This window comes from Kitasatospora dryopteridis (genome assembly GCF_050749075.1).
GTDB lineage: Bacteria > Actinomycetota > Actinomycetes > Streptomycetales > Streptomycetaceae > Kitasatospora.
In genome coordinates this window covers 5,771,883-5,783,694 of record NZ_CP192749.1, presented here as the reverse complement: position 1 = coordinate 5,783,694, position 11,812 = coordinate 5,771,883, and the positions used below count along the sequence as shown (strand labels likewise).

The window sequence follows — 11,812 nt, the reverse complement described above, 5'->3', positions numbered from 1 at the left end:
AGGTGCGCGGCCCGTCCGGCCGCCGAAACCGGGTCAGCCCATCGGGAGGCCCTGCGCGGACCAGCGGTCGCCGTGCCGCTCCAGGGTCAGCGGCAGGCCGAAGCAGAGCGACAGGTTGCGGGCGGTCAGCTCGGTGTCGATCGGACCGGCCACCAGCACCTTGCCCTGACGGATCATCAGGACGTGGGTGAAGCCAGGCGCGATCTCCTCGACGTGGTGCGTGACCATCACCATCGAGGGCGCGTACTCGTCCTGGGCGAGCGCACCCAGGCGGCGCACCAGGTCCTCGCGGCCGCCCAGGTCGAGGCCGGCCGCCGGCTCGTCCAGCAGCAGCAGCTCGGGGTCGGTCATCAGGGCGCGGGCGATCAGGGTGCGCTTGCGCTCGCCCTCGGAGAGGGTGCCGAACCTGCGGGTGGTGTAGCCGGCCATGCCGAGCCGGTCCAGCAGCGCCAGCGCCCGGGCCTCGTCGGCCACGTCGTACTGCTCGTTCCAGCTGGCGGTCATGCCCCAGGCCGCGGTGAGCACCGTCTGCAGGACGGTCTGCTCGCCCGGCAGCTTGTCGAACATCGCCGCGCTGGCGAGGCCGATCCGCGCGCGGAGCTCGAAGACGTCGACCGAGCCGAGCTTCTCGCCGAGGACGGCGGTGGTGCCGGTGGTCGGGAAGAGGTACGTGGAGGCGACCTGCAGCAGCGTCGTCTTGCCCGCGCCGTTCGGGCCCAGGACCACCCAGCGCTCGCCCTCGGCGACCGACCAGGACACCCGGTCGATCAGCGGGCGCCCCTCCCGGAGCACGGAAACGTCGACGAGCTCCAGCACGTCACTCATGCCTAGCCTTCCCCAATGCAGATGTCGGCCGTCCGAGGGCCGGCGGCATCGGGCCTCGGGGTGCGGTCCAGTCGTCTCGACAGTCGGTGCGCGCGGGCAGCGTACTCCGCCGGTCCGGAGGGGCGGGACGGGGTGCGCGGCACGGGCACAGCCCAAACCTACGCCACGCGGATGGCGGACTTGTCCGTAGGCTGGCGGGATGCTCGCCACACCCGCCGACAAACCGTTCCAGGAGCCGCGTTCGGCCCGGCTCACCGCCTGGGGCAACGCCCTGCTCGCCGGCAGCGTGCCGCCCGACGACGCCGCGGCCGCCGTCCTCGGCGACGACGAGTCGCACCGCGTCACCGGACTGCCCGGCGACGCCGACGGCGAGCTGCACGGCCTCACCTGGGCACTCGGCCGGCTCCGCGTCCTCGGCGTCCGCGGTCTGCGGCTCGCCCTCCCCACCGCCGGACACCCGCTCGGCCTGACCGGGCCCGCCGCGTTCAACGCCGAGGCGCTGGCCGCCGGCGAGGCCGTGCTCGCCGTCGGGGTGCCGATCGGGCTGGTGCCGGACGTCCAGGTGTTCGGGCCGGAGGGGGACCGCTCCGCGACCGTGCTGTGGCGCTGCTCCACGGTCAACGACGGCCCGCCGGCGGACGTGCCCTCGCTGCACGAGGCCGAGTTCGAGCTCGCGGACGGCCTCCGGCAGGCCACCGTGCTGCTCACCCGCCTGGACGTCGCCGGGGCCGGGCCGGAGGCGCTGCGGGCGCTGGAGGCGTACCGGCGGCGCGGGCACTCCGAACCGCTGGCACCGGGGTACCCGCCGCGGGCCGTCCGCGTGCTGGAGTCCGCCCGGCAGGTGTCCGCCCTGCTCTCCATCGCCTCCGGCGGGCACGGGGCGGCGGTGTCCGCCTCCGAGATGGCGGCCCGCCGCGAAGTGCTCGCCCCGCTGGAACACACCGCCCGCCGAGCCCAGGTCGCCGCCTACAACGCCCTGATCGACGAACCGCGGTAGCCGCTACGCACTGGGAGCACGCCTAGGGGCGCTGGGGGCACCTCCCGGCCGAAGGCTGGGGGCGGAACTGCGCAATCCGGGGGCGGGTCTCACTACGTACTTGGGCCGGCCTCTGACCAGTGCAGTGACCCGCATCCGGATTGCGCAGTTCCCCGCGCCCCTACGGGTCCCCTACGCTTCGGCGTTGCGGACGGCCCAGAGGGCGGCCTGGGTGCGGTCGGCGAGGTCGAGTTTCATCAGGATGTTGGAGACGTGGGTCTTCACCGTCTTCTCGGACAGGTGCAGGCTCCGGGCGATCTCCCGGTTGGAGCGGCCGTCCGCGATGTGGCCGAGGACCTCGCGTTCGCGGTCGGTGAGGGTGCCGCCGCGGCCCTGTGCGGGCCGCGGCCCCTCGTCCGAGAGCAGCGCCTCGGCGAGTTCGGGCTGGAGCAGCACGTGCCCGGCGTGCACCGAGCGGATGGCGCCCGCGAGTGCCTCCGGGTCGACGTCCTTGTACACGTAGCCGGCGGCGCCGGCCCGCAGGGCGGGGACGACGGTGCGGTGCTCGGTGAAGCTGGTGACGATCAGGACCTTGGCCCGGTTGCCCTGGTCGCGGAGCATCTTGAGGGCCTCGATGCCGTCGACGCCCGGCATCTTGAGGTCCATAAGGACGACGTCGGGGGCGAGCTGCTGGGCGAGCGCGGCGCCCTCGGCGCCGTCCGCGGCCTCGCCGACCACCTCGATGTCGTCCTGGACCTCCAGGAAGGTGCGCAGGCCGCGCCGCACCACCTGGTGGTCGTCGACCACCAGCACGCGGATCATTGACCGGGTGTCAGGCACCGGGGACCTCCAACTCCACGACCGTCCCCTTGCCCGGGGCCGACTCCAGCGTGAGGGTGCCGCCGACGGCGGCCGCGCGGTCGCGCATCGAGACCAGTCCGAGGTGGCGGCCGGCCCGCCGGACGGAGTCCGGGTCGAAGCCGCGGCCGTCGTCGGTGACCCGCAGGACGGCGCCGCGGGCGGGCGTGCCGGTGAGCTCGACCTGGACGCTCTGTGCCCCGGAGTGCCGCAGCGCGTTGTGCAGGGCCTCCTGGGCGACCCGCAGCACGGCGGCCTCCTGGGCGGCGGGCAGGACCTTGACGTGCTGGGCGGTGAAGGCGACGGCGGCGGTGTGCGCCCGGTCGAGGACCTGGACCTGGGAGGCGAGGGTGGCGGTGAGGCCGTCCTCCTCGAGGGCGGCGGGCCGCAGTTCGACGACGACGGCGCGCAGTTCGTCGGCGGCCTCGGCGGCGAGCCGGGCGACTTCGGCGAGTTCGGCGCGGGCGCGGTCCGGGTCGCGGTCGACGAGGGTGGCGGCGGCCTTGGCGGTGAGGCGCAGCGAGAAGAGCTTCTGCGAGACGGCGTCGTGCAGGTCGTGGGCGATGCGGGCGCGTTCGCCGGCGAGGGTGAGTTCGCGGCTGCGCTCGTAGAGGCGGGCGTTGGAGAGGGCGAGGGCGGCGTGCGAGGCGAGGATGCGCAGGAGTTCCTCGTCGTGGGCGGTGAAGCCGCCGGCCTTGTTGGCGAGGAAGACGGCGCCGAGGATCTCGTCGCCGTCGACGATCGGCATGCCGAGGAAGTCCGTGAGCTCGGGGTGGGCGGCGGGCCAGCCCTCGAAGGATGGGGCGGTGCGGACGTCGGCGAGCCGGGTGGGTGTCAGTTCGTGGAGCATGGCGGCGAGGACGCCGTGCTGGCGGGGCAGCGGGCCGATGGCGCGCCACTGCTCGTCGGTGACGCCGTCGACGACGAACTGGGCGAAGCCGCCGTGGTCGTCGGGGACGCCGAGGGCGGCGTACTCGGCGCCGAGCAGGGTGCGGGCGGAGGCGGTGATCCGGCGCAGGACCTCGCGGACCTCCAGGTGGCGGCTCATCGCGAGCACGGCGGCGCTGATCGCCTCGATCCCGCCCAGGCAGGGGTCGCAGGCGGGGGCGGGTTCCTCGGGCGGCATGTCCCCACGCTACCGCCGGGCGGGCGGCGCCGGCATGAGGCGACCGGCCTAGGTCCGGGGACGTACGGCGGGTACGGCGACGGGCGGCACCCCCGGCCAGGGGGTGCCGCCCGTCGTGTGCGGTGCGGGGTGTCAGCCCTTCTGCATGACCTCGGGCTCGTGGCGGCGCAGGAAGCGCTGGATGAGGAAGGCCAGGCCGACCGAGATGGCGATCAGGGCGAACCAGTTGAGGAAGAGGTGGCCGACCGTGTGGTCCCACAGCGGGTCGACGACCGGCGTGGGCGGGCGGACGTCGGAGTTGTAGGTGACGGCGGAGGTGTGTGCCAGGTCGAGGGTGTTGCCGCTCGCGGCGAGGCCCCAGCGGCCGGGCATCAGCCAGGCGAACTGCTCCAGGCCGGGCTTGTCGAAGACCTGGAAGATGGCGCCGGTGAAGACCATCTGGACGATGGCGAACATGACCAGCAGCGGCATGGTCTTCTCGGCGGTCTTCACGAGCGCCGAGATGGTCAGGCCGACCAGCATCGAGGTGAAGCTCAGCAGGATCACGCCGATCGCCATCTCGGCGGCGGGCATGCTCTTCAGGAGCAGGCCCTCGGCGGGCAGGGTGCGGGTCTTGAAGGCGATCGCGGAGATGATGCCGCCCTGGAGGAAGCTGACCAGGCCGAGCACGACGATCTTGGAGACCAGGTAGGCGGAGCGGGATAGGCCGGTGGCCCGTTCCCGTTCGTAGATCGCCCGTTCCTTGATCAGTTCTCGGACGGAGTTCGCCGAGCCGGAGAGGCAGGCGCCGAAGGCGACCACCAGCAGGATCATCTTGGCGATGTCGTTCCGGCCGGAGGCGCAGGCGGCCAGGCCGCACTTGTCGGGGATCAGCACCGAGACGCCGCCGAGGACGAGCGGCAGCAGCAGGGACAGCAGCATGAAGCCCTTGTCGGAGCCGACGACCGCGAGATAGCGGCTGATCAGCGTCCACAGCTGGGAGCCCCAGCTCTGCGGCTTCGGCGGGCGGACCTGGGCTAGCGGCACGCTCGGGGTGGCGTGCTGCACAGGGGCGTCCACGTCGGCGGAGTACTGCCGGTAGTGGACGGAGCCCTTGTAGCGGCCGGCCCAGTCGTGGTCGGGGTAGTTCTCGAAGGCCTGGAAGACGTCGGCCCAGGTCTCGTAGCCGAAGAAGTGCAGGGCCTCGGACGGCGGGCCGAAGTAGGCCACCGAGCCGCCCGGCGCCATGACCAGCAGCCGGTCGCAGAGGGCGAGTTCGGCCACCGAGTGGGTGACGACGAGGACCGTGCGGCCGTCGTCGGCCAGACCCCGGAGGGTCTGCATGACCTCGCGGTCCATGCCCGGGTCGAGGCCGGAGGTGGGCTCGTCCAGGAAGATCAGCGAGGGCTTGGTGAGCAGCTCCAGGGCGACCGAGACGCGCTTCTGCTGGCCGCCGGAGAGGGCGGTGATCCGGTTGTCGGCGCGCTTGTCCAGGCGCAGCTCGTACAGCACCTCGTCGATGCGGCGCTCGCGCTCGGCGGCCTCGGTGTCGCCGGGGAAGCGCAGCCGGGCCGCGTACTTGAGGCCGCTGCGGACGGTGAGCTCCTTGTGCAGGATCTCGGACTGCGGCACCAGGCCGATGCGCGAGCGGAGCTCGGCGAACTGCTGGTACAGGTTCTGGTTGTCGTACAGCACCTCGCCGCGGTCGGCGGGGCGGTAGCCGGTCAGGGCGCGCAGCAGGGTGGACTTGCCGGAGCCGGACGGGCCGATGACGGCGACCAGGGACTTCTCCGGGACGGAGAAGGAGACGTCGTTGAGCAGGACCTTCTTGCCGCCCTTGAACTCGACCTCGACGGTCAGGTGGCGGGCGGAGAAGGTGACGGCGCCGGTGTCGACGAACTCCTGCAGCTGGTCGCCGACCAGGACGAAGCTGGAGCGGCCGACCGTCAGGCGGTCCTGCGGGCCCATCAGCTGACGCTGCACCGGCTGGCCGTTGAGGAAGATTCCGTTGTGGCTGCCGAGGTCGACGATCTCCCAGCGGCCGTCGGCGAGCTGCCGCAGCTCCGCGTGGTGGCGGGAGACCTGCAGGTCGGAGACGACGATGTCGTTGTCCAGGGCGCGGCCGATGCGGATGGTGCGCATGCCGGCGGTGAGGTTGCGCACCATCGTCGGGTTGCCGAGGCCGTTCGGCAGCGGCTGGGCCTGGTGCGGCACGTGCGCCTGCGGCGGCACCGGGGCGTGCTGCGGGTGTCCCTGGTGCGGGTGGCCCTGGTGCGGCACGGCGGGCTGCGGGGCCGGGGTGTCCCACTGCTGGTGGACGGGCGGCTGCGCCCACGGCTGCTGGGCGGCCGGGGGCTGCTGGGCCATCGGCGGCGGCGCGGCGCGGCTGGTCACGGCCTCGTGCACGTTGGCCTGCGGCGCGGGGGCCTGGGCGGGCGCCGAGAAGGCGAGCCGCGGCCCGTTGTCGGCGTTGCCGAGGTGCACCACGCCGCCCGGGAACAGCGGCACGTGCTGGGTGCGGGCACCGCCCGCGTAGGTGCCGTTGGTGGAACCGTGGTCCTGCAGCTGCCAGCCGGCCCCGTCGAAGGAGATGGTGGCGTGCCGCCAGGAGACCCTGGCGTCGTCGAACGCGAAGTCCGATGCCGGGTCCCGTCCGATGGTGTACGCGCGGCCCGGCTCCAGGACGGTCTGCTGCCCGTTGAGCTCCAGTACGAGTTGCGGCACGTCCGCCTGCCCCCGCTCTCTCGGTCCCCCGATTGGCTCCCCTGGCGGGGAGTTGCGCATGTGAATCTGACGGGGGAATCATTCCAGCCCCGCTGCCGTACCTGAAAGTCACCTCGGGCTTTGTGACCGGCCGGCAACGAAACCGGGGCAGCGGTGTCGTCCCAGCGTGCGGACGCGGGGCGTGGCCGGGGCACTCGGGCGGGTAGCGTGGGAGGCACCATGAACGCGACTGATCCGGCCGCCGAGCCCCTCCCCGCCCCGCAGCCACGGACCGACGGCGAGCGCACGCTGCTCGTCAAGGTGTTCGGCAAGGACCGCCCCGGCATCACGGCGGGCCTGTTCGCCACGCTCGCCGAGTTCGGCGTGGACGTGATCGACATCGAGCAGGTCGTCACCCGTGGCCGGATAACGCTGTGCGCCCTGGTGACGCCGCCGGCCGCCGGCGGCTCGGAGGGCGAGCTGCGCTCGACCGTGCACCGCTGGTCCGAGTCCCTGAAGCTGCAGGCCGAGATCATCTCCGGTACCGGCGACAACGCGCCGCGCCGCGAGGGCCGTTCGCACGTCACCGTGCTCGGCCACCCGCTGACCGCGGAGGCGGTGGCCGCGCTGGCCGGCCGGATCAGCGAGGCCGGCGGCAACATCGACCGGGTGTTCCGGCTGGCGAAGTACCCGGTGACCGCCGTGGAACTGGCGGTGTCCGGTCTGCCCACCGAGCAGCTGCGCGCGGAGCTGGCCCCGGAGGCGTCCGCGCTGGGTGTGGACATCGCCGTGGTCGGCGCCGGCCTGCACCGCCGGGCCAAGCGCCTGGTGGTGATGGACGTCGACTCGACGCTGATCCAGGACGAGGTCATCGAGCTGTTCGCGGCGCACGCCGGCTGCGAGGCGAAGGTCGCCGAGGTGACGGCCGCCGCGATGCGCGGCGAGCTGGACTTCGCGGAGTCGCTGCGGGCCCGGGTCGCGCTGCTGGCCGGGCTGGACGCCGACGTGGTGGAGAAGGTCCGCGCCGAGGTGCGGCTGACGCCGGGCGCCCGCACGCTGATCCGCACCCTGAAGCGGCTCGGCTACCAGGTGGCGATCGTCTCCGGCGGGTTCACGCAGGTCACCGACCACCTGGTGGAGCAGCTGGGGCTGGACTTCGCGGCCGCCAACACCCTGGAGGTGGCGGACGGCAAGTTCACCGGCCGGGTCACCGGCGAGATCGTGGACCGCGCGGGCAAGGCCCGCTGGCTGGCCCGGTTCGCCGAGCAGGCCGGGGTGCCGCTGGCGCAGACGGTGGCGATCGGCGACGGCGCCAACGACCTCGACATGCTGAACGCGGCCGGGCTCGGCGTGGCGTTCAACGCCAAGCCGGTGGTCCGCGAGGCCGCGCACACCGCGGTGAACGTGCCCTTCCTGGACACCGTGCTCTACCTGCTGGGCATCACCCGCGACGAGGTCGAGGCGGCCGACGAGCTCGACGGCAGCACCGCGGACTGACACCCCGGACGGCACACGAGGGTGGCCCGTGCCGGGCCACCCTTCGTCGTTCCCGCAGTCTCAGTCCTGCGGGGTGTGGTACGAGTCCAGCTTGGCGATGCCGGGCTCGACCGACTTCCACTCCCCGGTGAAACTGAGCACCGCGATGGCCGCGGTCGGGAAGCTGCTGAGCCGGAGCCGGTTGAGCGCGTCGGCGTCGCCCTCGTCCCCGGCGAGGACCTGGGTGAGGCCGAGAACGCCCGGGTTGTGGCCGACCAGGATCAGGTCGGCGAACTCGTCCGGGGTCTCCTGGAGCACCGCGATGATCTCGCCCGGACTGGCCTCGTACACCCGGTCCTCGTAGACCGTCCGGCGCGGGCGCTTGGGCAGTTCGTGCGCGGCGAGCTTCCAGGTCTCCCTGGTGCGCAGCGCGGTGGAGCAGAGCACGTAGTCGGGGTTGATGCCGGAGTCGGCCAGCCAGCGGCCCGCCTCCGGCGCCTGGTGCCGGCCGCGGTCGGCCAGCGGCCGCTCGTGGTCGGCCACCTGGTTCGGCCAGTCGGCCTTGGCGTGACGGAGAACGATGATCCTTCGGGGTGTGTCGGCGCTCATACCCCTAGAGCTTTGCAGAAAATGTGCCGCCGGGCGCGGGGTCCGGGAGGTCGCCACCCGCAGGAGTGGAGCGCGCCGGGCGGGCCCGTCAGCCCTGGCGGGCGGCGACCATGGCGATCACGGCGACGACGACGACCACACCGGCGATCACGGCCATGAGCTGGAGCAGCTTCTTCTGGCCGTCCTGCGGCTCGGGTTCGAGAACTGGCATGCGCCGAGTGTCGCACTCCGGACGCTCCGGCCGGAAACCGGGGTCACGCGTTTGCCGGGACGCGCGGCAGCTCGTCCTCGATGTGCCGGGGCCGGCCGGCCATCGCACCGAACACCATCTGCGGCACCAGCAGCAGGGCGAGCAGGCCGAGCGGCAGGTACCAGCTGCCGGTGGCCTGGTAGACGGCGCCCACCAGGATCGGCCCGGGGATGGAGATCAGGTAGCCGACGCTCTGCGAGAACGCCGAGAGCCGGGCGACACCGCCGGGCGTCCGGGCCCGCAGGCCGATCATGGTGAGGGCGAGCGGGAAGGCGCACATCGACAGCCCGACCAGGCCGGCCCACAGCCAGGACGCGGTGCCCGCGGCGAACGCCAGCCCGCTGTACCCGGCGATGCCGCACAGCCCCAGCACCACGACGAACAGCCGCTGGTCGCCGCGGCGGGCCGCCAGGTTCGGCAGCACGAAGGAGGCCGGCACGCTGACCGCCATCACCACGGCGAGCAGCACGCCGGAGGCACCGTCCGACACACCGGCGTCCTGGTAGATCTTGGGCAGCCAGCCCATCGTGGCGTACGCGCTGGTGGCCTGCAGGCCCAGGAACACGGCCAGCGCCCAGGCGGTACGGCTGCGCACGATGGACACCCGGGGCCCGTCCGCCGCGGGCTCCTCCCCCGCTGCCGCGGACGGCTCCCGGCGCAGCAGGGCCACCGCCAGCCAGAGCAGCACCGCGGCGCCGCCGAGCACCGCCCAGATGCCGAGGCCGGCCCGCCAGCTGCCGCCCATCGCGGCGGCCAGCGGCACGGTGGCGGCGGCCGCCAGCGAGGTGCCGACCGACAGGGCCATCGAGTACAGGCCGATCATCGGGCCGACCCGGTGCGGGAAGTACCGCTTGATGACGACCGGGAGCAGCACGTTGGAGACCGCGACACCGGCCAACGCCACCGCCGTGAGCAGCAGGAAGACCGCGGTGCCGCCGGCGAAGGAGCGGGCCGCCACGCCGAGGGTGATCGCACCCATGCCGGCGGCGACCACCGCGATCGGGCCGATCCGGCGGGCCAGCGCCGGGGCCGCCAGACCGAACAGCGCGAAGCAGAGCGAGGGCACGGCGGTGAGCAGGCCGGCGGTGCCGGCGCTCATGCCGAGGTCGGCGCGCACGTCGTCGAGCAGCGGGCCGAGACTGGTGACGACGGGGCGCAGGTTGACGGCGGCCAGCGCGACGGCTGCGGTCAGCAGCAGGACGAGCAGGCGGGCACGGGCGGGTGGTGGCGCGGCCGGGACGGGCTCGGCGCGGCGGTGGGTGGCGGTGTCCGCAGCGGTCGACATAGCGCCCATCATAGAATGATGGGATGAATGCTGGCACCAGGCTTTCCCGAAACGGATAGGGTCTGAGGCCCTCCCACAAGGAGCCAGGATCAGGAGTAGGAGTCCGAGTCCCATGGCGCTGTCGAGCACCCGCCGCACCCCGCTGTCCGATCAGGTCATCGCGCAGCTGCGGGCCCAGATCACCTCGGGCGAATGGCCGGTCGGCTCCCGCATCCCCACCGAGGCCGCGCTCGTGGAGCAGCTCGGCGTCGCCCGCAACACCGTCCGCGAGGCCGTCAAGGCGCTCGCCCACAACGGCCTGCTCGACATCCGGCAGGGCTCCGGCACGTACGTCCTGGCCACCAGTGAACTCGCCGGCGTCATGCACCGGCGCTTCGCCGACGCCGACCAGTCCCAGGTCGCCGAACTCCGCGCCACCCTGGAGATGTCCGCCGCAGGGCTCGCCGCGGCCCGGCGCACCGACCGCGACCTCGAGCTGCTGGCCGGCGCACTCGACCGGCGCGAACACGCCTGGCACTCCGGCGACCCCGAGGCCTTCGTCCAGGCCGACGCCGCCTTCCACCAGGCCGTGGTCGCCGCCGCCCACAACGAGGTGCTCGCGGCCGTGTACGCGGACCTCGGGGAGGTCATGCGGGCCCACCTGCGGCACGACGTCGGCCCGGAGCTGATCGCCGAACGGTACGTCGGCCACGACGGCATCCTCGACGCCATCCGCCACAACGACGCCCAACGCGCCTCGGCCGAGGCCGGCCGCGCCATCGGCGCCTGCAACGAATAGGGATCACCCCCGCACGGGGCCGACCGCAAAAGGGGCGCGGGGAACTGCGCGAATCGGAAGACAGCTGAGCTCTGTCTCTTCCGTCTCGCGCAGTTCCCCGCGCCCCTATGGGTTCACCCTTCGCGCGGGGTGAGCCCCGCGTCCTGGTGGCTCACCCTTTGCGCGGGGGCGGCCCCGTCAGGCACCGATGGCGTGGAGGCCGCCGTCGACGTGGACGATCTCGCCGGTGGTCTTGGGGAACCAGTCGGAGAGCAGGGCGACGACGCCGCGGCCGGCCGGCTCCGGGTCGGAGAGGTCCCACTTGAGCGGCGCGCGGGTGTTCCAGGTGTCGGCGAGCTCGCCGAAGCCCGGGATGGACTTGGCGGCCATCGAGCCGATCGGGCCGGCCGAGATCAGGTTGCAGCGGATGTCGCGCTCGCCGAGGTCGCGGGCGAGGTACCGGTTGGTCGCCTCGAGGGCGGCCTTCGCCGGGCCCATCCAGTCGTACTTCGGCCAGGCGAACTGCGCGTCGAAGGTCAGGCCGACCACCGAACCGCCGTCCTGCATCAGCGGGAGCAGCGCCATGGTCAGCGACTTCAGCGAGAAGGCGGAGACCTGCATGGCGGTGGCGACGGACTCCCACGGGGTGTTGAGGAAGTTGCCGCCGAGCGCGTCCTGCGGGGCGAAGCCGATCGAGTGGACGATGCCGTCGAGGGTCGGCAGGTGCTCGCGGACCTTGTCGGCGATGCCGGCCAGCTGCTCCTCGCTGGAGACGTCCAGCTCGAGGACCTTCACGGGCTTGGGGAGCTTCTTGGCGATGCGCTCGGTGAGGCTGGGCCGGGGGAAGGCGGTGAGGATGATCTCCGCGCCCTGCTCCTGGGCCAGCTTCGCGGTGTGGAAGGCGATGGACGACTCCATCAGCACACCGGTGATCAGGATGCGCTTGCCCTCAAGGATTCCACTCATGG

At 73.0% G+C, this 11,812-nt stretch carries 11 protein-coding genes; 3 read left to right on the top strand and 8 right to left on the bottom strand.

From position 1 onward, the window contains the following. Nucleotides 1–33: 33 nt before the first annotated feature. A complete protein-coding gene (locus ACQ614_RS26055; protein WP_363499504.1) occupies nt 34–825 on the bottom strand; it encodes an ABC transporter ATP-binding protein in 792 nt (263 codons plus the stop codon). A 199-nt stretch (nt 826–1,024) separates the two neighbouring features. Between ACQ614_RS26055 and ACQ614_RS26050 the strand changes: the two genes are divergently transcribed. Then, complete coding sequence (locus ACQ614_RS26050; protein ID WP_431681120.1) at nt 1,025–1,822, top strand: hypothetical protein; 798 nt, start codon at nt 1,025–1,027, stop codon at nt 1,820–1,822. 171 nt (nt 1,823–1,993) lie between these two features. Here the strand turns inward: ACQ614_RS26050 and ACQ614_RS26045 are convergent, their stop codons facing one another. The 3 genes from ACQ614_RS26045 to ACQ614_RS26035 all read right to left on the bottom strand — a co-directional run bounded on the left by ACQ614_RS26045 (nt 1,994) and on the right by ACQ614_RS26035 (nt 6,548). Beyond that, entirely contained in the window at nt 1,994–2,623 is a 630-nt protein-coding gene (locus tag ACQ614_RS26045) for a response regulator (protein WP_431681119.1), read from the bottom strand. A gap of 10 nt (nt 2,624–2,633) precedes the next feature. After that, entirely contained in the window at nt 2,634–3,785 is a 1,152-nt protein-coding gene (locus ACQ614_RS26040) for a GAF domain-containing sensor histidine kinase (protein ID WP_431681117.1), read from the bottom strand. A gap of 132 nt (nt 3,786–3,917) precedes the next feature. Further along, nucleotides 3,918–6,548 (bottom strand): FHA domain-containing protein, encoded by a 2,631-nt coding sequence (locus ACQ614_RS26035; RefSeq protein ID WP_431681116.1) that lies wholly within the window; start codon nt 6,546–6,548, stop codon nt 3,918–3,920. A gap of 159 nt (nt 6,549–6,707) precedes the next feature. Here ACQ614_RS26035 and serB point away from each other — a divergent pair, with 159 nt between their 5' ends. Continuing rightward, on the top strand, nt 6,708–7,964 hold the full coding sequence (serB, locus tag ACQ614_RS26030) for a phosphoserine phosphatase SerB (protein ID WP_431681115.1): 1,257 nt from the start codon (nt 6,708–6,710) through the stop codon (nt 7,962–7,964). 60 nt (nt 7,965–8,024) lie between these two features. Here serB and ACQ614_RS26025 read toward each other — a convergent pair whose 3' ends face one another. From ACQ614_RS26025 to ACQ614_RS26015, 3 genes are all read right to left on the bottom strand, one after another. Continuing rightward, the gene (locus ACQ614_RS26025; protein ID WP_431681114.1) at nt 8,025–8,552 is read right to left on the bottom strand and encodes a SixA phosphatase family protein; all 528 of its coding nucleotides are present in this window, start codon (nt 8,550–8,552) and stop codon (nt 8,025–8,027) included. A gap of 88 nt (nt 8,553–8,640) precedes the next feature. Beyond that, nucleotides 8,641–8,763 carry an SGM_5486 family transporter-associated protein gene (locus ACQ614_RS26020; protein ID WP_363499492.1) on the bottom strand — a complete coding sequence of 41 codons (123 nt, stop codon included), beginning with the start codon at nt 8,761–8,763 and terminating at the stop codon, nt 8,641–8,643. 43 nt (nt 8,764–8,806) lie between these two features. Continuing rightward, nucleotides 8,807–10,087, bottom strand: a complete 1,281-nt coding sequence (locus ACQ614_RS26015; protein ID WP_431681112.1) for a CynX/NimT family MFS transporter — start codon at nt 10,085–10,087, stop codon at nt 8,807–8,809. A gap of 112 nt (nt 10,088–10,199) precedes the next feature. On the opposite strand from ACQ614_RS26015, the gene ACQ614_RS26010 reads away from it, so the two are divergent. Further along, on the top strand, nt 10,200–10,865 hold the full coding sequence (locus ACQ614_RS26010; protein WP_431681111.1) for a FadR/GntR family transcriptional regulator: 666 nt from the start codon (nt 10,200–10,202) through the stop codon (nt 10,863–10,865). 177 nt (nt 10,866–11,042) lie between these two features. Here the strand turns inward: ACQ614_RS26010 and fabI are convergent, their stop codons facing one another. After that, nucleotides 11,043–11,810: an enoyl-ACP reductase FabI gene (gene fabI / locus ACQ614_RS26005; RefSeq protein ID WP_363499486.1), complete on the bottom strand. Its 768-nt coding sequence runs from the start codon at nt 11,808–11,810 to the stop codon at nt 11,043–11,045. Nucleotides 11,811–11,812 lie beyond the last annotated feature (2 nt).